The sequence below is a fragment of the Desulfobacterales bacterium genome (assembly GCA_021647905.1).
Taxonomy (GTDB): domain Bacteria; phylum Desulfobacterota; class Desulfobulbia; order Desulfobulbales; family BM004; genus JAKITW01.
This window is the reverse complement of the sequence record JAKITW010000051.1, coordinates 1-21,414: the sequence shown is the minus strand read 5'-3', so window position 1 is coordinate 21,414 and position 21,414 is coordinate 1. Positions and strand designations below refer to the sequence as shown.

Here is a 21,414-nt window from a genome sequence, read left to right as displayed (position 1 = left end):
GTAAGGTTTCGGTAAACCCCGTACGTTTGAGGTTGGACCGGGAAAGGGGTTTTCTTATACCGAACGGTGTAGCGGACCCTGAGCCGCGGCCGTGACGGCAAAAGCGGAATTTAAAACAACTTCGGCAGGATATGCTTATGGGTTCCGAATCGCCGTTGCGGCGAAGCGAGTTCCTGCTTGATAGCCTGTTTATGAACAGCCGGCCCTTTTCAATGGAGCGGCCGTTGGTAGAAGAAAACCCCTTTCCCGACAGGAGGGGGTTTACTGAATGTTTACAGCAGGATAGTGCCCGGCCGGGCGTCATACTGAAAAGAGAACAGGGCCTTATCCGCCGTGCGGAACCAGGCAAACAGGTGTATATAAGGCGCAGCCCGGGCTGCGCCTTTTTTTATCCGGCGGCTGGCAGCGGCAATTGGCGGAACCGGTGCCGGGACCTGAGCAATGTTCCGCTCCGCCGCGACCAACAGGAAAGCCAATCAGGTCTTGCTACTTTTGCCGGGAATGGATTAAAATGGATAGTTTTCCCGTTTGGAGCAAACCATGAACATAATCGTTAACGGCAAACAAAAAGAGATTGCCCCGGCCACCATCCTTATCTCCCTTGTCAGGGAACTGGAACTCGACCCGGAGGCGATTGTTGCCGAACATAACGGCAGGATAGTGCGGCGTGATGAATATGACTCCCTGGCCCTGGCTGAAAACGACATCCTTGAACTCATACGTTTTGTCGGAGGAGGATAAATGCTGACCATTGCCGGCCACGCCTTTCGCTCCCGGCTCCTGCTCGGGACCGGCAAGTTTTCCTCTGCCGGAATCTTGAAACAGGCCATCGAGGCCTCGGGCTGCGAGATGATCACCGTGGCCCTGCGCCGGGTGGACCTGGATGATCCGGCCGATGATATCATGGGTGTTCTCGACCGGAAGAAGTATATCTTCCTGCCCAATACCTCCGGGGCCCGGGACGCGGCCGAGGCGGTCCGCCTGGCCCGGCTGGCCCGGGCCGCGGGCGCCGGCGAATGGCTGAAACTGGAGGTCACTCCGGACCCGAGGACCCTGCTGCCCGATCCGGTGGAGACCCTTTACGCTGCCGAGGAACTGGTCAAGGAGGGCTTCAAGGTCCTGCCCTATATCAATGCCGATCCGATCCTGGCCTTGAAGCTCCAGGATGCCGGCGTTGCCGCGGTGATGCCCCTGGGCGCGCCCATCGGCACCAACCTCGGTCTCCAGACCAGGTTACAGGTGGAGATCATTATCGAGCAGGCCCGGGTGCCGGTGGTGGTGGATGCCGGCCTGGGCGCCCCTTCCCATGCGGCCGAGGCCATGGAGATCGGCGCCGATGCGGTGCTGGTCAATACCGCGATCTCGGTGGCCGGCGACCCGGTGCGGATGGCCCGGGCCTTTGCCCGGGCGGTTATTGCCGGCCGCGAGGCATTCGAGGCCGGGCTGGGGCCAAGAAGCAAACAGGCCGAGGCCTCGTCGCCCCTGACCGGGCTGGACTTTCTCAAGGAATAGCCCGGCCTTCTGAAAAAATATTCAGGTTTTTTCGTTAACTTAACCATGTTCACACTGCCGGATTTTCAACGCCTCAGGGATATTATCTCCGCCTGCACCGCGCCGGAGGTGGAAAGGGCCCTGGCCGGCCCGCATCCGGGGATCAGCACCCTGGCCGCCCTGCTGTCGCCGGCAGCAGCCCCCTACCTGCCGCAAATGGCTGTTGCCGCCGCCGGGATCACCGCCATGCGGTTCGGCCGCACCACCCAGATCTATGCGCCGATCTATATCCATAATTTCTGTCATAACCACTGTCTCTACTGCGGGTTCTCGGCCGACAACCGCATCGAACGCTGTTTGCTGACCATTGACCAGGCGGCGGCCGAGGCCGAGATCCTTCACCAGCGCGGATTCAACCATATCCTGCTGGTTTCCGGAGAGGCCCCGGGCAAGATGGGGGTGGAGTATCTGGAAGAACTGGCCCAGCGGCTGCGGCAGAGGTTTGCCGCCATTTCCATCGAGGTGCAGCCCCTGGCCACGGATGAGTATGTTCGGCTCTTTCGGGCCGGGATCACCGGGGTGGCGGTTTACCAGGAAACCTATGACCGGGCGGTCTATGGCGCCATGCACCCGGCCGGGCGGAAACGCGATTTTGACTTCCGCCTTGAGACCCCGGCCCGGGTGGCCCGGGCCGGGATGCGCGAGGTCGGCATCGGCGCCCTGCTCGGCCTTTCCGACTGGCGGGCCGAGGGCCTGGCCCTGGGACTGCACCTGGCCTGGCTGCGCAAGAATTTCTGGCGGACCGCGCTCACCGTCTCCTTTCCACGGCTCCGGCCGGCGGCCGGCGGTTTCGAGCCCCTTACCCTGGTCAGTGAAAGGGACCTGAGCCAACTGATCTTTGCCTTAAGGATCTTTGACCCGGATGCGGGCATTGTTCTCTCCACCCGGGAAGAGGCCCGGTTCCGCGACGGCATGGTCGGCCTGGGGCCGACCCGCTACTCGGCCGGCTCCTGCACCGCCCCGGGCGGATACAGCCATCCCCACACCGAAGGGGAACAGTTCAGCATCGGCGACCAGCGCACCATTGACCAGGTCTGTTCAGCGATCCGCCGGAAGGGTTACGACCCGGTCCGCAAGGACTGGGACCCGAGTTTTCAGCTTGCGGATTGACCGGCAACCGATTAAAAATTATAAATTCGTTTGTCGGCCAAATCGACAAGAACCGGCGGACCATATACAGATATAATTTTTTACAGGGATAAATCAAACAGATACAGGAGCTGAACCATGGCTGATCTAAAGAAAATGTACACCACCATCCTGGGAGACCATTTCCCCCTGGAGATGAAGATATCCTTTGGCGACCAGACCCTGGTCTATCGCAAAAGGACCTGGAAGATCACCCTGGAGGACGGCACCGTGGACGAGCGCGGGGTCCGCTACGGCGAAAATCCGGACCAGGAGGCGGCCCTCTATGAACTGGTCAACGGCAACCTGGTTCTGGGCGACTGCGCCTTTATCGAGCCTGGCAACGGCCTGGTGAGCGGCATTGCGGTGGAGGACATGCTCCAGGTGGGCAAGCATCCGGGCAAGATCAACCTGACCGACGTGGACAACGGGCTCAACATCATCAAGTACCTGATGGACCAGCCGGCCGCGGTTATCCTCAAGCACAACAACCCCTGCGGCGCCGCCTGTGGCACCTCCCTGGCCGACGCCTACAACAGGGCCAACCGCTGCGACCGGATCGCCGCCTTCGGCGGGGCCCTGATCCTGAACCGGGCCTGCGACGCAGCCACTGCCGAGCTGATAAAGGATAACTACCTGGAGGTGGTCTGCGCCCCTGAGTTCGAGGAGCGCAGCCTGGATATGCTCAAGTCCCGCAAGAATCTCCGGATCATCCGGATGAGCCGGATCGACCGGCTGGCCGATTTTGAGAATTTTCGTTTTGTTGATTTCAAGAGCCTGATCGACGGCGGGATCATCGTCCAGCAGTCGGCAATCAATTCGATCCGCTCGGCGGCTGACCTGAAACCGGCGGTCACCACCTACAAGGGCCGGGAATATGCAGTGCAAAGGGAGCCCACCCGGCAGGAGATCGATGATATGCTCTTCGGCTGGGCCGTGGAGCACGGGGTGACCTCCAACTCGGTCATCTATGTCAAGGACCGCTGCACCGTGGGCATCGGCACCGGCGAGCAGGACCGGGTCGGGGTGGCGGAAATCGCGGTGCATAAGGCATATATCAAATATGCCGACATTATCTGTTTCGACACCCATGGCATCCCCTATGCCGACATGGTCCTGGAGATCGACAAGGGTAAGCGGGACATGGCGGACAAAGAGGCCATTGACGCCAGGACCAGGCAAGATCGCGCCGGCCTGCCCGGCTCGGCGATGATCTCCGATGCCTTCTTTCCCTTCCGGGACGGCGTTGATGTCGGGATCAGGGAGGGCGTGACCTCCATCCTCCAGGCCGGCGGCTCGGCCCGGGACTACCAGACCATCCAGGCCTGCAACGAGGCCCGGCCCCAGGTGGCGATGAAGTACACCGGCCAGCGGTCGTTCAAGCATTAAGCCGCTGCACCGGATTACAATAAAAAAAGGCGGCCCTTCTCGATTGGAAGGCCGCCTTTTTTTGATTACCACCCTGTCTCAGCCACGCCTCAAAAAAAGATGGGGTGCTGGTAAACGCTTACAGGATCTTTGTTCAATTGCCGCGTCTGTTTCGGCCTTCCTGCATGGAGGGCTTACAGCTCAAGGGCCTGAACGGATCGGCATCATTGTTGAACGGTTCCATTGCCGCCCCAGAGGTTGCCGGCAGACCCGGGAAGGGCCACACGCCACCGGCGCAGGGGTTACCCGCTTGACATGATTCATTCTCTGATCATCGGCACCATTCTGGGGCTGTCCGCCGGCCTTGCCCCGGGGCCGCTCCTGGCCCTGGTCATCTCGGAAACCCTGGAGCATGACGTCCGCTCCGGGATCAAGGTGGCCCTGGCGCCGGTCATCACCGACCTGCCGATAATCGTCCTCACCCTGTTCATCCTGGCAAAACTCGCCCATTTCCATAACGTCCTGGGAATCATCTCCATGGCCGGCGGCTGTTTTGTTTTATACATGGGCTACACCGGCATCCGCACCAGGGAGGTGGCCCTGAATACCGGGGAGGCGCCGCCGAAATCACTGACCAGGGGAATACTGGTCAATGCCCTGAACCCGCACCCCTATTTGTTCTGGTTCAGCGTCGGCGGCCCGACAATGACCAGGGCCATGGAGCAGGGCATATTTGCGGCCGCAGCCTTTGTGGGCAGTTTTTATCTCCTGCTGGTCGGGACGAAGATCATCCTGGCAATGGTGGTCGGCCGCTCGAAATCTTTTTTAAACGGCAGGGTCTACCTCTACACCATGCGCTTGCTGGGCCTGATACTTTGTGGTCTGGCGCTGGTTCTGTTTGGTGAGGGGCTGCAACTCCTGGCAATCGTATAGGGATCGCCGCCAGAGGATGACCCGCCGCCCGGCCATGGGATTATCCGGCCGGCTTGTACTGCACTTATCAGCCGGATGTTGTATAATTGATCGGGTGGATTCACGGCCCTCTTTTTTACGAGAAGCCGTGCATCAGAGATGCACCAGCCTTGACAGTTACCCATGACCGATAATTTTGTTCAGAACATAACGATCTTTGTGGTTGACGACGCGCCGGCAATCCGTGAATCACTGGCAGGGGTCCTCGGTGATGAGGGCTATGAGGTCTGTTCCTTTCCGGACGCACGCAGCTTTTTCAATGAACTGGAAACAACCGAGCCCTCCCTGGTGCTCCTTGACATCTGGCTGCCCGGCACCGACGGGATGGCAGTGCTCGGTCAGGTCAGGCGCATCCACCCGGATCTGCCGGTTATCATGATGAGCGGCCATGCCGGGATCGAAACCGCGGTGAACGCCATCAAGATGGGGGCGGCTGATTTCCTGGAAAAACCGCTGCACCTGGACGTCCTGGTCGATAAGATCGCCGAGCTGTTGAAACAGTATAAGCGGCTGCGTGCGCCCCTGGCCCAGGATGCGCAACCGGTGGCAGCGCAGGATTCCGACGATATCCGGCCCGGCGCCGCCGAGTTGGTCGAGGGCGGCCGGCATCAATGCACCCTGCGCGGCAATGTGGTGCTGAACGGCACCGGCCTGTTAACCGGGCGCAAGACCGGGATCATTGTCAGCCCGCTGGACCCGAATTCCGGCATCGTGTTCCAGGCCCTTGACGGGACCGCCATCCCCGGCCATATCACCGCCCTGGAGAACCCGGCAAAGGGGACCTCCGGCCAGGTCTTTACCGCCAACTCCACGGCCCTGGTCCACAACAACCGGCATATCCGCACCGTGGAGCATCTCATGGCCGCGCTCAGCATGGCCGGGATTTCCAACGTGCTGATCAAGTCCGACGAAGAGGTGCCCAACATCGACGGCTCGGCAACCGATTTCTGCCGTATGATCGAAGAGGCCGGGGTTGTTGAGCAGAACGTGATGCGCCGGGAGGTGGTGATCCGGGACCGGATCCAGGTGGGAATCGAGGACCCGGATGAAAAATATCTGTACGTTGAGCCCTTTGACGGCTTTGAGGTCAGGATGCGGGTGAATTATCCCGCTCCCATCTTTGAGCAGGAGTACACCTTTAATGCCGCCACCGGCTCCTTTGACAAGGAGATCGCCCCGGCCCGCTCCTTCAACACCTTTGAAAACATCGACATGGCCCAGAAGATGGGCATGGTCGGCAGCGGCTACCTCAACTCCCATATCATCATCCATGACGGCAAGGTGATCAACACCAGCCTCCGTTTTCCGGATGAGTTCGTCCGCCACAAGATACTGGACCTGATCGGCGATCTGCTCCTGGTCGGCTACCCGGTCCAGGGGCGGGTGGTGGCCAACATGACCTCCCACGGCTACAACCAGGCCCTGGCCCGGAAAATCCATCTCGCCCTGCATGGCCGTTAAAAATAATCGCGCATAACCGGTCTGTCCATATTATCGGCGCCGGCTTTATCTGAGCTGTTTGGTGCGGTTGACGATAAGCTTGATGTTCGCCTTTTCCATGGCGCTCAGTCTGGAATAGACCTCTTTGAACCGGGGGGTATACCAGGGCTGTTCGGCAAAATGTTTCTTCAGGGCCGACGAGGTGAAGATATAGGAATGGCGGGCAAAGATCTCGTTGCGCATCAGTTTCAACTCCGCGGCGTTCAGGCCGGCCAGGTCCGTCTCGGTCAGCAGCCTGGTCGACGCCTCGGGATAGGTGCCAGGGGGTTGCGCAACAGCGCCGGCCCGGGCCCGGGGGACAGTGGCCGCTGTTTCTTCACTGTCTTTCACCAAGGAACCCTTGGCAAACTCTCCCTTGATAAATGTGCCGTCGGGCAGGAACAGGCTGCCCTGGCCGTGGTGGACGCCATCCTTCCACTGGCCCACATAGATGGTGCCGTCGGCGGAGAGCATGGTCCCCCGGCCGTTCTGGCAATCGCCGTCAATGCAGCCGGCATGGAGGGCGAGGGGCAGGAAGAGGCCAGCCGAGAGTATTGAGAAAAACAGTTTTTTCATGTTGGGAGTCCTTTGCCGGTTTCCGGGGCTCTTGCCGTTCTGACCTGCACAACGGCCGTAGACATTCAGTAAACCCCCTCCTGTCGGGAAAGGGGGTCTTCTTCTACCAACGGCCGCTCCATTGAGAAGGGCTGGCTGTTCATAAACAGGCTATCAAGCAGGAACTCGCTTCGCCGCAACGGCGATTCGGAATCCATAAGCATATCATGCCGAAGTTGTTTCAAATTCCGCTTTTGCCGTCACGGCCGCGGCTCAGGGTCCGCTACACCGTTCGGTATAAGAAAACCCCTTTCCCGGTCCAACCTCAAACGTGCGGGGTTTACCGAAACCTTACATCAATAACAAATAACCATTAACTATCTCTCCCCAAGCCCCTCCCGAATTTTTCTGCTCATCAGCGAGTCCCCCGGATACATTGTGGTCACATAGTGCATAATTGACGAATAGATTTCCTTTTTTTTATCATTTTCTTCCAAAAGATACGAGCGGCTATAGTCATGCGCCGCTTTATCCGCAAAATGCTGCCAGTCCTCCTCGCCTTCGGGGGATCGTTTTGACCGGTAAATCCAGTAATTGCCGATGTCCAGGAGAAGTTTGGGAAAGGTGTCGCCGGCGAGCAACTCGGCCTTTTCCATGGCCTGGTCTGCCCTGGGCAGCCATTTTTCCTCAAAATCCGGCGCCCGCCACATGGAGGTGTATTCCCAGCCAAGGGTCTCCAGGTAGGCGGCGCTAAAGGGATTCAAACGAATGGCCTGTTCAAGCAGATTCCGGATCACCAGGGTAAGTACCTCCTGTTGCCGGATGTCAAACTCGTTGGTCGGCTTGATCTCCTTGCGCTGCTCCTGAAAGCTGCCCGCCAGCTTGAACCAGTAGGCACTGTTGCCGCCATCCCAGGCAATGGCCTCCTGGATATCCTTTGAAGGCGGTGCCGGGTCCCGTTTCAAGGTGGTGTTGAGTACGCTGTTGCAGTAGGTCTCCGCCGCAAAATGGCGGATAGCGGTTCCCCCGGCCCACAGGATCAGGACAAGTAAAAGCCCCGACACAATACCGCCTCTGCCCTTAAGCGGCAGGAGCCAATACGGATATCTTGTTCGCGACCGCCTTTCCCGGATCCGCATGGCGGCCAGGCCGATTGCCTGCATGGCAATGAAAAGCAGGACATTGGCCGGCACATGCAGATTGAAATCAAACAGGGAATGGACGGCCATATAGATAATAGCGGTCAGGGAAAGCGTGCCCATGGTCCGGGCAAAGGGATCTCGCTGAACACGCCATTGCCGGAGGAGCGCGCGGATATAGAATATTGCCCCGGCCAGAAACAAAGAGAAGCCGGCCAGGCCTCCCTCGGCCAGCAGCTGGACCCAGTCGTTGTGGGCATGCTCGATAAACTGCCGGGTATCCTCAGGGGACTGGTACCGGGGAAAAGCGTACTGAAAATTGCCAAAGCCGACACCGGTCAACGGATAATCGGCAAAGAGTTTTATGCTCTGGCTGGTGTAACGAACCCGGGAGGCCATCGGCGCATCCGTTTCCCCGAACCGTTTCCAGGTATCATCCTTGCCGATCAGCTGCGAGGCTCCGGCAATAACCGCCGCCAGGGCCAGGCCGATAAGGAGAATCCGGCGCCGTTGTTTTTTGTTTTGAAAGTATGGTACCAAAAAGGCCGGCAGACTTACGGCCAAGGCCAGGATCGCCCCCCGGGAGGCGGACAGGATGAGCCCCAGGCCGGCGGCCAGAACACAGCTGGCAATAAAAATCCTTTTGCCGAACAGCTGCTCGTTGGTAAGTGAACGGATCAGTTGTTGCCGCCAGGTAAGGTGGCCCCCCGAATCTCTTTGCCGGCCGATTGCAAAGAGATAGGTGACCCCGAGCAGAATGGCAAGGGCCATAAAGGCGCCGAAATGGTTGCGGTTGAGAAAGGTGCCGCTCACCGTCTGTCCCAGTTTGGTGACCCACCAGACCCGGTTTGCCCCCAGATAGAACCCGTAAATACCGTACAGGCTGTTGATAGCGGCGCTGAGCAGGATGATAATCAGGGTGAGTTCTATCCGTTTCCGTGAATTCAGGGTCTGAAGAAGCGCATAAAAGAAAAAACCATAGACAATCCAGCGGACCAGCGACAAGCGGACCGGATGGACATAGGGGGCCAGCGAGGAGACATCGGGGTTAAGCGCTATAGCCTCCGGATTGAGCAGGCCGATGAGAAAACCCGGCAACGGTACGATCTGGATGATCAGGAAGATGAGCATCAGCAGGAATAACGGCGAGAACGGTGTATCCGGCAGTTTTATGGAAAACGGGCGGGAACCCCGGCCCTCCAGCAGATTATGGGCCAGAAGCAGCAGGGAAGCGGCCAGAATCAGCACAAAGAGCAGGGTGTAGGCGTAGGTGTGTACCGAGCCAAAGGGAAGGGGGCTGAGGACGAGAACAGCGAGGATGAGGATAAAGGCGGCGCGGTCCATGTTTGTGAAAGGTGAACGGTGAAAAGTGAAATGCGAAAGATATAGTGCTTGGTGCTTAGTGCTTGGTGCTGAGCAATGAGGGTGAAGAGATAGTACTGAGTGCTGAGCAATGAGCAACGAGGGTGAAAAGATAGTGCTGAGTATGGGGCGCCCTGCTCGTTAAATCTGTTATTCGTTAATTGTTGTTTGTATCAGCATGTTATAATAATTTAACCAAGAACCACGAACCAATCATATCCCATATGCCTTGTCATGGGGCCCTAACAGGACGAACTTAACAGTGCGGTCCGCAGTCTCGGCGCAATCATGGCAGAGAACCACGGCGTCATCCCCCTTCTTCCGACAGGCCTCGCAATACAGATAAATGATGATGAAGTTCCGTTTCACCGGACAGGAGTAAAACCCCTGCCAATTAGCTTTCAGCGGCTCGCCGAACGCCACCGGATTTTCCATGATCAGATCGACCTTTTTTTTGACCGGTTCCTTTATCGAGGCATGTTTTTTGAGCGCCTTTAAGAAGGCGCCTTCGAATCTGGCTTCCATTAGTCGCCAAACACCTCATGGTAGGAATGCCACTTGGCGGTTCCGTCACGGAGTTTTACCTGTGCCGCCTCCATCGCCTGCTGGAAAGCCGGATGGGCGAGGATCTTTTCCACCGACTCACCCTCGGTTCGCCGTTTAAGGGTCAGCAGATACTGGGTAATTATTTCCGCGAAGGTGGTGCGGTTCTCAGCCGCGAAAATTTTTGCAAAGTCGGCAAGATCTTGGTCAAGGCTTATGTTTATCCTGGTTTTGGGCATGGTGGGCCACCTCCTATTCTGTTCCCACTATACGCATAACAGGAGCATCTGTCAACGGAGGCTAAAGGGCAGTGAAACGTTAAATGTGAAAGATAGAGCGACGAGAAATAAGTGCTGAGGCAGAGGGCGGAGGATTTGAGGATGAGAGGATTTGAGGGTGAGAAGATGGTGGACAGAAGACGCTGAAATGTGAACTGTTAATAGTTATTTGTTAATAGGAACAGGATATTATAATCATTGAACCAGGCACCAGGCACCAAGCACCACGCACCTTTCACCTTTTACACTTCACGGATTACCGTTTTGAAAAAACCCGAACCATTTTCTCTTCTTGGGAAGTGCAAGGCTCGGTTCAGGAATGGTAATCGATTCTCCGGCGATAATTGCCTCCGGGGTCGTGGTTACCATCTCCAGGGCTTTGCCGTGGTCTTGGAAAATTTCCCCGGCCACAGTCACCGCCTCTGATAAATCCGGCTGCCGGAAACTGGTTCCATGGCTGTCACTGGCGATTATATGAACCAGCCCTGATTCGAGCATTCCGGCCGTGCATTGCCGGATGGCGGCCCCGAACCGGCCGGTAACGCTGAAGGCGGTGACCTGGCACAAGGTCCCCATCCGTACCAGTTCATCCAGCGTCTGCAAATTATGTTGCAGGATCAGGTTTCTTTCCGGGTGAGCCAGAATCGGGGTGATCCCCGCAAGCTGGAGTTGAAAAATCGTTTCCTTGAGCCGGGGCGGGAGATTGTGGGCCGGCAGCTCCAGCAGCAGATATTTCCGCATGTTGTTGATGGTCGGGGCGAACCCGTTATCAACCTGGAGCATCAAGTCGGGAGCAGCGTGGACTTCGGCGCCGAAATGAACGGTAAGAGGAATGTCCTTCTCAATCAGGGCCTGGCGGAGCCTGGCGGCCTGGTATTCGATTTGGTCGATGTGATTACGGTACTGACCGTTCAGGGTATGCGGGGTGGCAACAACCGTATGGATACCGTTGTCCACCGCCACTGCCGCCATGGCCAGGCTCTCTGCCAGATCCTGGGGCCCATCATCAAGTTCCGGAAGTATATGGCAGTGCAGGTCGATCATTGATAACCGGTGAAAAGTGAAAGGTGAAAAGTTTATTATGATAAGGCATGGGCATGGAAATTCTTAACATATCTCCATTCACAATTCACATTTTACCAATCAACAATATATCAAACCTTTTGATCGGGCTCGCTGTCCTGAGAGGTGTCGACCAGATGCGGCATCGGCGTGGTTGATCGTTTCCGCCGTTTCTGCCGGTCGCGCCGCTTTCCTTTTTTATCTCCGTCTTCCGAGTAATAGTATCCGTAATGATAGTAATATTGATAGTAGTAGGCGTTGCGGGCCATATCGACATTGTTCAAGACAGCGCCAAGGACATGGGCCTGGGTCATTTTCAGGCTGCTCAACGCATCCCGGACGATCTCGCGCCGGGTGACATTGGTATGGACCACCAGGATGACCCCGTCAACAAATTTGGCCATAACCACCGGATCGGTGACCGCGGAAATGGGCGGGGTGTCGATGATGATCCGGTCATACTTTTCACCCAGTTCCGCCAGAAGCCTGGTCATCGCCTTGGAGCCCAGCAGTTCCGAGGGGTTGGGCGGGATCGGCCCGGCCGGAATCACATCCAGGTTCGGAACCGACGAGGGAATGATGACCTCCTCCAGGGTACAGTTGCCCACCAGGGCGTTGGACATACCCTTGTCGCGGCTGACGTTCATGATATTGTGGATCCGCGGCCGGCGCATATCGCAGTCAATCAGTATAACCCTGCTGCCGGCCTGGGCCATGGTCACGGCCAGGTTGGCCGAGGTGATGGTCTTGCCCTCCTTGGCCGTGGCACTGGTGAACATAATGGTTTTGGGGGCCTCTTCAGCGGAAGAGAAGAGGATCTTGGTGCGGATGCTCCGGTAGCATTCACTGGTTGGCGATTTATGGTCTGAGGTGGTGATCAATTCCGGGGTGCCATCCTGCTCATCCTTGGCCAAACTTGGAACCAGTCCGAGATAGGGCACTTCAAGGTATTGCTCAATCTCGTCCGGGGCCTTGAAGGTATTGTCCAGGTACTCGAACAGAAAGGCCAGGGCCAGGCCAAGCATCAGCCCGGCCAAGGCGCCCTTCTGCAGATCTTTTTTGGTGTTGGGGATCACCATGTACCCCCGGCCTTCGGCCTTGTCGATGATCCGGATATTGGTGGCCTCGATATCCTCGACAACCGAGGCCTCCTTGAAACGCTTGATCAGGATATTGTACATCTCCCGGGCCCCTTCCATCTCGCGCTTCAGAAAACCATACTGGACCGCCTTCCGGCTCAACTCCATGGTTTCCTGCTGCTGCTGGACATAGGAGGCACGCAGGGAATTCTCCCGGGCCAGGGCCACCTCATAATCATTTTTCAGCGACTCCAGCACCCGTTGAATTTCAGCCTGTTTCGGTCCCTTAAGGGTCTCGATCTGGGCCCGGATCGCCTTCATTCTCGGATGCTCGGGACCGTATTTTTTCGACAACTGAGAGATTTCCTGGATAAGTTCAACTTCCGCGCCCTTCAGTTGCTGGATCAGCCTGCTGTCCAGGAGTTCGGGGATGGAATCGGCCAGCAGCGGATTGTTTTTCATCTGCATGGCCTTCCGGTACTTGGTCTCCGCCTCGACCCGGCGGGACTCCGCCTCAACGATCTGGTTGTTCAGCTCTGCCATCTTCTCGGCCATCACCGTTTCAATATCACCGGAAAACTCGGTAATGATGCTGTTTTCCACCCGATATTGCTGCAAGGCCTTTTCAGCCTCCTCAACCCGCTGCCGTTCCTTGGCGATCCGATCGTTTATCCAGACCATGGCTCCCTTGATGGTCTGGAGCCTGGTTTCCAGGTTGTGGTCGATGTATGCCTGGACCAGGGTATTGACGATTTTTGTAGCCAGGACCGGGTCCTTGGCCGTAAAACCGATATCGACCAGCCGGCTTTTGGCCACCGGTCTTACCGATATCCGGCTGATAAAGGCGTTGACCAGGCCGATGTCGGCAGCGCTGGTCGTCTTTTCGTCTGTTTCCGCGACAACCGGCGCTGCCGTACTAGTGCTTAGGGGGGCCTTTGTCTGCAATAATGAAAGGATCTTATTCCCCCAACCCGTCAGGCTGGAGGTCACGGCGCCCCATGTTTTGCGCAACGGATTGTTGCTGGGGGTGGCCTTGAACTCATCGCTCTGATCCAGTTGCAACCGCCGGATAACCTCCCGGGCCACGGCCCGGCTGGCGATTATCTTGTACTGGGTCTGGTAATACTCGGCCCCGCCGCCTCGGTCGGAGGCCATGACGTCCTGGAACGAAACAATGTTCGGACCGGTCTTTTCGATGAGCATCCTGGCCTGGGCATGGTACATCGGCACGGTGGTGAAGACCTTGACCGCGGTGATCAGCAGCACCAGGACCAGGGCGCTGATAATGGTCCACTTTCGTTTGATGATCACCCGCAGGTAATTTTTGAGCTGGGCCTGTAGTTCGGTATTTTGCTCCATTGTGTTCTTCCGACCGGATATATTAAAAGGGTTAGCAGGTAAGATTTAATAGCAAACCGTGAAAGGTGTAATGACCATAACGTGATGCTATAATTGTCGGTCTCGCAACAACCCGCTCGACGGACGTGATTCGTCTTGTAACTTGTTGATTTTATTGGGTGGCATTTGAAACCTTTCGGGTTGTTACGAGTTCATCATAATTGTCGGTCTCGCAACAACCCGCTCGACGGACGTGATTCGTCTTGTAACTTGTTGATTTTATTGGGTGGCATTTGAAACCTTTCGGGTTGTTACGAGTTCATCATAATTAACTATTAACGAATAACAATTAACTTTTCACACTTAAAAATAGCTTTCCGGAACGATGATGATGTCGCCGGGCTGGATGATGATATCCTCGCTCCTTCTGCCGCCCCTGGTCACCGCATCGACATTGACGGTAATGATTTTCTCGCCGTCCTTATCAACCCGCAGGATCCTGACCCGTTTGCGGGCCGCGATCTTGGTGAATCCACCGGCCGCGGCAATGGCCTCGGCCACGGTCATGTCCTTTTTGGAAAACTTGAAGGCCCCGGTCCCGTTTGATTCCCCGATAATATAGAATTGGGCCGCCCGGGGAATGAAGATGGTGTCATCTGGCATCAGGGGGATGTTGGAGATCCGGTCGTTGCCGCGCAGCAGCTTGTTCAGCTCAAAGGTAATGACCACCTTTTTGCCCGAAGAAGTGCCGGGCCCCTGGGTTCTGATAATCATCGCCTCGTTACCCGCAAGCTCAAAATCAGTTCCCCCGGCCTTGATCAGACCGTCCAGCAACTGCTCTCCGCGATTCAAGGGATGGATCCCCGCCTGGCCCACCGCGCCCAGGACCTTATAGGTCTTGCTGCCGAACTCGGTCAGCATCACGCTGACCTGGGCATCAAGGAGAAACTGACCTTCTGCCAACTTTTCGGTAATCAGGTCCTCGATCCGGCCGGTGGTCAGCCCCCTGACCTTGAGCCGGCCGATCAAAGGAAAGGTGAGTTCGCCGTCCGCGGAAACCCTGGTAACCCTGCTGCTCAGGTCTGGTTCATCATAAACCGTGATATTCAACTCATCGTTGGGGCCGACCTTGTATTGCAGGGAGCTTAAATCACCGGCTTCCGGAAAGAGTTTCAGATACTCCTCAACCGTGTATTCCCGGGTATAGTTCAAGTTTTCCCGGGCCGAAGTACTTGGGGTGGCAATCGCATCGCTTGACTGTCTGAACTCTTTTATCTTGGCCAATTCCTCTGCGGATAGACGGCTGGTTATCCCGTCGTCCCGAATTACCTTTACGGTTGAGATCTTGCCGTGAGGAACCGGCGAACAGCCGGCAACCACAAGCACTACAAAGTAAATGACAGGGACTAAAAGGATCGAACTTCTGTTTTTCATGGCTGGTGTTGTCCTAAGGTTGTCAAGTTCGAGCGAGAACAGCCGGATGCGTAACGCAAAAAAGAAGGTTCCTCCGCGGCTGACAGAGGAACCTTGAAAGCGTTGTTAATTTTTTTAGTAAGCAGGAGACAGGTTGAAACAGTTTTTCATGATATGGGGCAGCTTGTTAACGCCTTGCCGTAAAACCGATGAAATACCGGTTTGCCGTATACTCCTTGGTTGCATTATTGGAATCGCGATTCACATGGCTGTATTTGGCGTTGGCCGCAAGCCACCGGTTGATCGCATATTCAGCCTGCAGGGTCACCCCGTAATCCCTGTTCTCCAGACCGTCGGAATGATCAGCCGTTATGAGTTGCAAGTCGACCCCGGCGGAGAGTTGGCTGGTAAACTGTGTTTCCAGGCCCAGCGTATACTCGGCGTAGTCATAGGTGATATTGGAGTCGCCGCTGAAGGTCTCGATGCTCTTGTTAATCCCGATGGTGGCCGCGGTCTTGGGGGTGACCCGATAGGTGACCGCGGTGGAGGCGATCCAGTTGTTTTCATCGTGCATCGGCTTGCCGCCATGGTCGAGGGCACTGTCAAAGGATGTCCATTCGTAGCCGAGGTTGAACTCGCCGGCAAGTTTTGAGCCCCGGTCCCAGTTGGCGCCCAGATTGACCCGGCTCCACCTGCTGTCGGAATCGTTCTGCGCAATCGGGCCGTTCCATTCCCGCCACTCGTAGTCGCGCATGCCGTGGTGATAGCGGATAAAGCCCCAGGTATCCGGCGCCACCCGCCTGGACAGGCCGACCCCGAACTCGTGCTCAATATAGTCCTGCTGATCATCGACCTTCTGTTTCCATTCGCTCCGGTACTGATTGTAATATACCGAGACCTTGTTGTTGCCGGCGATCTCTTTGTCAGCCGCAAAGGCCAGGCCGTTTGACCAGCGGGACTTGGTGGAGCCGACCCCGTAGCTGCCCTGGCTGCCGTAGGGATCACTGCTGCCAAGCAGGTCGTCCTGCAAACTGATCTTGAACCCTTTGACCAGCTCCAGACCAAGGTTGGCGGTCAGGCTGTGGGTGCTGTAGTCGTTTTTCGGAGTATCACGATGAAACGCCCAGTCCCCCGTATAATCCAGGCCGATCTCGCCCCGGTCGCCGGAAAATTTATACTCGGCCTTCAAGCGGGGCTGGATATGGGTGAGGGCGTCGCTCTGCTCGTTGGTCTTTGTGAGGTAGATATTGTCATTGTACTCCTGTGATAGGCCGAGGCTCGGCACCACTGACAACCGGCCGAAATTCATTGTAGCATCAACGGGTTGCGCCGAGAGAAAGGTATAGCTCGCGGCAGCGCCCATCACCATTAAAGTCAATACTTTAGAGTTCTGCATACGCTTGTCCTCTTCAAGTCTATAATAATTTTATGTGAAAGATATTCAAACACAATTTCATCGGCTTATCTCTGTTACCGGGTCGGACTGGTAATGTTCAGGAGGTCGTCACGCTTGTCCTTGTCCTTTGTCGCCTGGTTGACCGCATCAACATAGGTATTGTAACAGGCAAGCGCGTTATTTTCCGCCCGAGTTCCATCCCCGGCAAGATAGGCCTCGGCGGCAACGGCATAGGACTCGGCAGCGGCAGCGGCGGCCTCTTGAACCACCTTGGTTTCGGCCTTATCAGCCGCTTTGGCCAGTTTTTCAGCCTTTTCCGCCATCTGGAAGGCCTTATCGGCGGTGGCCGGTGAAGAAACATAGGCCTGGGCCGCGGCAGCGTATGCCCGGGCCGCGGCAGCGTATGCCTTCTTAACATCCGGGTCGGTGGCCGCGATTGCCGCTGCTGCCATCTCCTGGGCCTTTTGCGCGGCGACCTGGGCATTGGGCGCCACTGTCTGGCTCGCCGCCTGTTGTGCCAACTGGGCATATGTTGCCGGAGTTGTTACGTTGGTGTTGCCGTCGCCGCACTGGGCAAAGGCCTGCAGCGGTGATGCAATGAGAAACAACAAGAGAAAAGAAAGCGCAATGTTTTTCATGACGACCCCCAAGTGGTTTATTAAAAATAATTTATATGGTGCAGACCGGCTGGTGAGGCTCGCAACCGTTAAGGAAGTCTACAACGGTTAATAACTTCTATTCTATAAAATATATCAGCCTCGCAGGATGCGAAGAAATGAGGTAAAGAAAAAAATCACCCTGCACCAGGAGTTGCTCCTGTAACCCGATGTAATGCCGAGAACCATGTTAAAAAACTAATTACCGGATATTACATGAACTCATCGGGTTATTAGTTAGCTACTTAATGTGTTTTCCACCTGTGTGTCAAGAGGTTAATGTAAAAAAAATAAAGGGGCTGTGATTCTTTCTTCCGGCCCGCGGGTCAAGGGATGTCCGCAAGGTGAAAGATATCGTGCCACTTTCTCGGGGTGGATAGAAAAAACGTGACCCGTAACCTGCTTGCCATTATGATGTTTTTCCTTTTATATGAAAGTCGCTACAAAGCGCCGGCCCTGCCATGCCGGTCGGTTTTTCCTTTCCAAGAAAAAAAGTTTCAGAGGCATCGCGCTTATGCATCATATGCTGGTTACCGGCGGTTGCGGCTTTATCGGCAGCAACTTTATCCGTCTGGCCCTGAATCGTCTCGATGACTGCCGGGTGGTTAACCTGGACAAGCTTACCTATGCCGGCAACTTGGCCAACCTGGCCGGCATCGAAGCCGATCCCCGTTATATTTTTATTCAGGGCGATATCTGCGATTCCGAACTGGTTGAGCGAATTTTCAAGGGCGAAGGAATCGACACTGTGGTGCATCTTGCCGCCGAGTCCCACGTTGACCGCAGCATCACCGGTCCGGCCGAGTTCATCCGCACCAATATCCAGGGCACCTTTACCCTGCTCGAAGCGGCCCGCAAGGCATGGCTGGACCTCGGCGCTCAGCACTCGGCGCTCAGCACTCGGTATCGTTTCCTCCATGTCTCCACCGATGAGGTCTACGGTTCCCTTGGTGAAAACGGACGTTTCACCGAAGAAACCCCCTATGCCCCCCGGTCGCCCTATTCCGCCAGCAAGGCGGCCTCCGACCACCTGGTCCGGGCCTATTTTCATACCTACGGCCTGCCGACCCTGATCACCAACTGCTCCAATAATTACGGCCCCTACCAGTTCCCGGAAAAACTGATCCCCCTGATGATCAATAACGGTCTGCGGGGCAAGGAACTGCCGATCTACGGCAACGGCGGAAATATCCGCGACTGGCTGTTCGTTGAGGACCACTGCCGGGCCATCCTCACGGTGCTTGAAAAGGGCGAGGCCGGGGAGACCTATAATATCGGTGGTAACTGCGAAAAGACCAACCTGGAGGTGGTGGAGCTTGTATGCGGCATCATGGACGAACTGAGGCCGGAGTCCCCCCATGCTCCCCACTCATCCCTGATTACCTTTGTAAAGGACCGGCCCGGTCATGACCAACGCTACGCCATCAATGCCACCAAGATAAGAACCCGGCTGGGCTGGCAGCCCTTGATGACCTTTGCCCGGGGCCTGAAACAGACCGTTGCCTGGTATCTTGAAAACCGGACCTGGTGCGAATCGGTTCTGGACGGATCGTACCGAAAATATTATGAGCGGATGTATGGCGACCGCTAATATTATTGCACTTGTCGGCGGCCAAGGTATGCTGGGCCGGATGGTCCGTTGGCAGGCGCCAGCAGCGGCCGGGATTGTCTCCCTTGCCCGCTCGGAACTGAATATCACCGACCGCGACCAGGTGCTCCGGCGGATGGCTGCCCTGCGGCCGCGGGTCATTATCAACTGCGCCGGATACACCGAGGTGGATAAATGTGAGTTTGAGGAGGAGTCGGCAAGGCAGGTCAACGGGCTCGGTCCGGGGTTTCTGGCCGAAGCGGCCCGGGAGATCGGGGCAACCCTGGTCCATATCTCGTCGGATTATGTGTTCGACGGCAAGGCCGGACGGCCATACCGTGAAGAGGATGCCACCGGTCCCGGCTCGGCCTATGGGCGTTCCAAGCTGCTGGGAGAACAGAGTGTACAGGACAGCGGCCTGAAAAAGTATTTTATTATCCGCACCAGTTGGCTGTATGGACCTGGCGGCAATAATTTCGTGGAGACCATTCTCCGGCTAGCCCGGGAGAAAGATGAGTTAAAGATTGTCGCGGATCAGGTCGGCAGCCCCACCTATACCAGGGACCTGGCCCGCGGAATCTTGCAACTGCTTAAGACTGCCTCGGCCGGAGCGGGAGAGCATTCACCCATATACGGTCTGTACCACTTTGCCGATACTGGGCAGTGCAGTTGGTTCGAGTTTGCCAGGGAGATCATCCACCTTGCGGCGCAGGGCGGGATGGAGCTTAAAGTCCGGTCCGTGGCACCGATCCGCACCGAGGAGTACCCCCGGCCCGCGCCCAGACCGGCCTTCTCGGCCCTGACCACAGACAAATACCAGAGGGTGACCGGAGCGGATATCCCGTCCTGGCAGGAAAGTTTGAAAGAGTATTTGTCGGTCTCGCAACAACCCGCGAGACGGACGAGTGTCATGTTGTAACTTGTTGATTTTATTGGGTGGCATTTGAAGCATTTTGGATTGTTACGCGTCCATCAGTATTTGCAGGACAGTAAACAGAGAACAGTTAATCGTTAACAGTTATTTGTTAATAGGAACAGCATGTTATAATCATTGAACCAACAACCTTATTGTAAGGTTTCGGTAAACCCCGTACGTTTGAGATTGGACCGGGAAAGGGGTTTTCTTATAGCGAACGGTGTAGCGGACCCTGAGCCGCGGCCGTGACGGCAAAAGCGGAAATTGAAACAACTTCGGCAGGATATGCTTATGGGTTCCGAATCGCCGTTGCGGCGAAGCGAGTTCCTGCTTGATAGCCTGTTTATGAACAGCCGGCCCTTCTCAATGGAGCGGCCGTTGGTAGAAGAAGACCCCTTTCCCGACAGGAGGGGGTTTACTGAATGTTTACACCTTATTCTTGCCTAGGGTCCGTCCAGTAATGAGCAATTTCGTTAAAGATCAAGGATCGCGAAAAAAACAACCGGAGTCATCTAAATGATATTACGAGGATTATTTTTTGAGTATGACGCCGATATTGGGCGAAAGGGCCATTTCTGGATGGGCACGTACCTATGAAAGGAATAATTCTCGCAGGAGGATCAGGCACCCGCCTGTATCCGTTGACCAGGTCGGTGAGCAAGCAGTTAATGCCGGTGTACGACAAACCGATGGTCTATTATCCGCTCTCTACCCTGATGCTGGCCGGGATCAGGGAGGTTCTCCTGATAACCACCCCCGAGGACCTGCCCCTGTTCGAGCGTCTTCTGGGTGACGGAGCCCAGTGGGGCATATCCATTGAGTATGCGGAACAACCCCGGCCGGAGGGCTTGGCCCAGGCCTTTATCATTGGTGAAGAGTTTATCGGCGACCGTCCGATCTGTATGGTCCTGGGAGACAATATTTTTTATGGCCACGGTTTGTCGCAGACCCTGCAACGATGTGCGCAACTCACCCGGGGGGCAACAATTTTCGGCTACTCCGTCCGGGACCCGGAGCGCTACGGGGTGGTCAGTTTTGACGCCCAAAACCGGGTGATCGACATTGAAGAGAAACCCGAAAAACCGAAATCAAACTATGCGGTGACCGGGCTTTATTTCTATGATAACGATGTGGTCGGAATCGCCAGGAAGATAAAACCGTCACCCCGCGGCGAACTGGAAATAACCGATATCAACAACGTCTATCTCCGCCGGAACAAACTCAAGGTTGAACTGTTGAGCCGGGGCACGGCATGGCTGGACACCGGCACCCACCAATCTTTGCTTGACGCGGCGGTTTTTCTTCGGGTTGTTGAGGAGCGGCAGGGGATGAAGATTGCCTGTCCCGAGGAGATAGCTTATCGAATGGGATTTATTGACGCCGACCAGGTCAGAGAACTTGCCCGGCCGTTGGAGAACAACGGCTATGGCCGGTATTTGCTGAGACTGATTGATTCACGTCCGTAAGTAAGCGTTCACCAGCACCTCATCTTCGCCCATTCTGGCCTGCTCGAATAGCACCAGTATGCTTCGCAGTCCCGAATGAACGAATCTAAGCCACTGGTAAACGCTTACGGGCATGAGTTTACCGT

General features: G+C 56.2%; 20 protein-coding genes. 11 read left to right on the top strand and 9 right to left on the bottom strand.

Annotated elements, in window-relative coordinates; genetic code table 11:
• Window positions 1-137 precede the first annotated feature (137 nt).
• The 7 genes from L3J03_08665 to lpxC all read left to right on the top strand — a co-directional run bounded on the left by L3J03_08665 (window position 138) and on the right by lpxC (window position 6,480).
• On the top strand, window positions 138-557 hold the full coding sequence (locus tag L3J03_08665; GenBank protein MCF6291048.1) for a hypothetical protein: 420 nt from the start codon (window positions 138-140) through the stop codon (window positions 555-557).
• A complete protein-coding gene (gene thiS / locus L3J03_08660; protein ID MCF6291047.1) occupies window positions 541-741 on the top strand; it encodes a sulfur carrier protein ThiS in 201 nt (66 codons plus the stop codon). Before L3J03_08665 ends, thiS begins: the two co-directional genes overlap by 17 nt.
• Window positions 742-1,512, top strand: coding sequence for a thiazole synthase (locus tag L3J03_08655; GenBank protein ID MCF6291046.1), 771 nt, complete (start codon window positions 742-744; stop codon window positions 1,510-1,512).
• Window positions 1,513-1,557: 45 nt separating this feature from the next.
• The gene (gene thiH, locus L3J03_08650) at window positions 1,558-2,661 is read left to right on the top strand and encodes a 2-iminoacetate synthase ThiH (protein ID MCF6291045.1); all 1,104 of its coding nucleotides are present in this window, start codon (window positions 1,558-1,560) and stop codon (window positions 2,659-2,661) included.
• A 117-nt stretch (window positions 2,662-2,778) separates the two neighbouring features.
• Window positions 2,779-4,068, top strand: coding sequence for an IMP cyclohydrolase (locus L3J03_08645; GenBank protein MCF6291044.1), 1,290 nt, complete (start codon window positions 2,779-2,781; stop codon window positions 4,066-4,068).
• 294 nt (window positions 4,069-4,362) lie between these two features.
• Window positions 4,363-4,980, top strand: coding sequence for a LysE family translocator (locus L3J03_08640; GenBank protein MCF6291043.1), 618 nt, complete (start codon window positions 4,363-4,365; stop codon window positions 4,978-4,980).
• Window positions 4,981-5,142: 162 nt separating this feature from the next.
• Complete coding sequence (gene lpxC, locus L3J03_08635; protein MCF6291042.1) at window positions 5,143-6,480, top strand: UDP-3-O-acyl-N-acetylglucosamine deacetylase; 1,338 nt, start codon at window positions 5,143-5,145, stop codon at window positions 6,478-6,480.
• A 45-nt stretch (window positions 6,481-6,525) separates the two neighbouring features.
• On the opposite strand, the gene L3J03_08630 is transcribed toward lpxC, so the two are convergent.
• The 9 genes from L3J03_08630 to L3J03_08590 form a co-directional block, all read right to left on the bottom strand.
• Window positions 6,526-7,074, bottom strand: a complete 549-nt coding sequence (locus L3J03_08630; GenBank protein ID MCF6291041.1) for a YARHG domain-containing protein — start codon at window positions 7,072-7,074, stop codon at window positions 6,526-6,528.
• A 356-nt stretch (window positions 7,075-7,430) separates the two neighbouring features.
• The gene (locus L3J03_08625) at window positions 7,431-9,536 is read right to left on the bottom strand and encodes an O-antigen ligase family protein (protein MCF6291040.1); all 2,106 of its coding nucleotides are present in this window, start codon (window positions 9,534-9,536) and stop codon (window positions 7,431-7,433) included.
• Between the two features lie 231 nt (window positions 9,537-9,767).
• Window positions 9,768-10,079, bottom strand: coding sequence for a hypothetical protein (locus L3J03_08620; protein MCF6291039.1), 312 nt, complete (start codon window positions 10,077-10,079; stop codon window positions 9,768-9,770).
• Complete coding sequence (locus L3J03_08615; protein MCF6291038.1) at window positions 10,079-10,336, bottom strand: DUF6364 family protein; 258 nt, start codon at window positions 10,334-10,336, stop codon at window positions 10,079-10,081. Before L3J03_08615 ends, L3J03_08620 begins: the two co-directional genes overlap by 1 nt.
• A 288-nt stretch (window positions 10,337-10,624) precedes the next feature.
• A complete protein-coding gene (locus L3J03_08610; GenBank protein MCF6291037.1) occupies window positions 10,625-11,419 on the bottom strand; it encodes a hypothetical protein in 795 nt (264 codons plus the stop codon).
• A 110-nt stretch (window positions 11,420-11,529) separates the two neighbouring features.
• Entirely contained in the window at window positions 11,530-13,875 is a 2,346-nt protein-coding gene (locus L3J03_08605; GenBank protein MCF6291036.1) for a polysaccharide biosynthesis tyrosine autokinase, read from the bottom strand.
• A gap of 342 nt (window positions 13,876-14,217) precedes the next feature.
• Window positions 14,218-15,138 (bottom strand): polysaccharide export protein, encoded by a 921-nt coding sequence (locus L3J03_08600; protein ID MCF6291035.1) that lies wholly within the window; start codon window positions 15,136-15,138, stop codon window positions 14,218-14,220.
• 316 nt (window positions 15,139-15,454) lie between these two features.
• On the bottom strand, window positions 15,455-16,663 hold the full coding sequence (locus L3J03_08595; GenBank protein MCF6291034.1) for an outer membrane beta-barrel protein: 1,209 nt from the start codon (window positions 16,661-16,663) through the stop codon (window positions 15,455-15,457).
• Window positions 16,664-16,737: 74 nt separating this feature from the next.
• Window positions 16,738-17,301 carry a hypothetical protein gene (locus L3J03_08590; protein ID MCF6291033.1) on the bottom strand — a complete coding sequence of 188 codons (564 nt, stop codon included), beginning with the start codon at window positions 17,299-17,301 and terminating at the stop codon, window positions 16,738-16,740.
• A gap of 532 nt (window positions 17,302-17,833) precedes the next feature.
• On the opposite strand from L3J03_08590, the gene rfbB reads away from it, so the two are divergent.
• The 4 genes from rfbB to rfbA all read left to right on the top strand — a co-directional run bounded on the left by rfbB (window position 17,834) and on the right by rfbA (window position 21,289).
• On the top strand, window positions 17,834-18,910 hold the full coding sequence (gene rfbB, locus L3J03_08585; protein MCF6291032.1) for a dTDP-glucose 4,6-dehydratase: 1,077 nt from the start codon (window positions 17,834-17,836) through the stop codon (window positions 18,908-18,910).
• Window positions 18,897-19,826 carry a dTDP-4-dehydrorhamnose reductase gene (gene rfbD, locus L3J03_08580; protein ID MCF6291031.1) on the top strand — a complete coding sequence of 310 codons (930 nt, stop codon included), beginning with the start codon at window positions 18,897-18,899 and terminating at the stop codon, window positions 19,824-19,826. The genes rfbB and rfbD overlap by 14 nt, the downstream gene beginning before the upstream one ends.
• 288 nt (window positions 19,827-20,114) lie before the next feature.
• Window positions 20,115-20,270 carry a hypothetical protein gene (locus L3J03_08575; GenBank protein ID MCF6291030.1) on the top strand — a complete coding sequence of 52 codons (156 nt, stop codon included), beginning with the start codon at window positions 20,115-20,117 and terminating at the stop codon, window positions 20,268-20,270.
• 146 nt (window positions 20,271-20,416) lie between these two features.
• A complete protein-coding gene (gene rfbA, locus L3J03_08570) occupies window positions 20,417-21,289 on the top strand; it encodes a glucose-1-phosphate thymidylyltransferase RfbA (protein ID MCF6291029.1) in 873 nt (290 codons plus the stop codon).
• The last annotated feature ends 125 nt before the right edge of the window (window positions 21,290-21,414 follow it).

Coding starts and splice junctions, on each gene's coding strand:
- L3J03_08665 (MCF6291048.1), top strand. CDS start 138: ATGGGTTCCGAATCGCCGTTGCGGCGAAGCGAGTTCCTGCTTGATAGC.
- thiS (MCF6291047.1), top strand. CDS start 541: ATGAACATAATCGTTAACGGCAAACAAAAAGAGATTGCCCCGGCCACC.
- L3J03_08655 (MCF6291046.1), top strand. CDS start 742: ATGCTGACCATTGCCGGCCACGCCTTTCGCTCCCGGCTCCTGCTCGGG.
- thiH (MCF6291045.1), top strand. CDS start 1,558: ATGTTCACACTGCCGGATTTTCAACGCCTCAGGGATATTATCTCCGCC.
- L3J03_08645 (MCF6291044.1), top strand. CDS start 2,779: ATGGCTGATCTAAAGAAAATGTACACCACCATCCTGGGAGACCATTTC.
- L3J03_08640 (MCF6291043.1), top strand. CDS start 4,363: ATGATTCATTCTCTGATCATCGGCACCATTCTGGGGCTGTCCGCCGGC.
- lpxC (MCF6291042.1), top strand. CDS start 5,143: ATGACCGATAATTTTGTTCAGAACATAACGATCTTTGTGGTTGACGAC.
- L3J03_08630 (MCF6291041.1), bottom strand. CDS start 7,074: ATGAAAAAACTGTTTTTCTCAATACTCTCGGCTGGCCTCTTCCTGCCC.
- L3J03_08625 (MCF6291040.1), bottom strand. CDS start 9,536: ATGGACCGCGCCGCCTTTATCCTCATCCTCGCTGTTCTCGTCCTCAGC.
- L3J03_08620 (MCF6291039.1), bottom strand. CDS start 10,079: ATGGAAGCCAGATTCGAAGGCGCCTTCTTAAAGGCGCTCAAAAAACAT.
- L3J03_08615 (MCF6291038.1), bottom strand. CDS start 10,336: ATGCCCAAAACCAGGATAAACATAAGCCTTGACCAAGATCTTGCCGAC.
- L3J03_08610 (MCF6291037.1), bottom strand. CDS start 11,419: ATGATCGACCTGCACTGCCATATACTTCCGGAACTTGATGATGGGCCC.
- L3J03_08605 (MCF6291036.1), bottom strand. CDS start 13,875: ATGGAGCAAAATACCGAACTACAGGCCCAGCTCAAAAATTACCTGCGG.
- L3J03_08595 (MCF6291034.1), bottom strand. CDS start 16,663: ATGCAGAACTCTAAAGTATTGACTTTAATGGTGATGGGCGCTGCCGCG.
- L3J03_08590 (MCF6291033.1), bottom strand. CDS start 17,301: ATGAAAAACATTGCGCTTTCTTTTCTCTTGTTGTTTCTCATTGCATCA.
- rfbB (MCF6291032.1), top strand. CDS start 17,834: ATGCATCATATGCTGGTTACCGGCGGTTGCGGCTTTATCGGCAGCAAC.
- rfbD (MCF6291031.1), top strand. CDS start 18,897: ATGGCGACCGCTAATATTATTGCACTTGTCGGCGGCCAAGGTATGCTG.
- L3J03_08575 (MCF6291030.1), top strand. CDS start 20,115: ATGGGTTCCGAATCGCCGTTGCGGCGAAGCGAGTTCCTGCTTGATAGC.
- rfbA (MCF6291029.1), top strand. CDS start 20,417: ATGAAAGGAATAATTCTCGCAGGAGGATCAGGCACCCGCCTGTATCCG.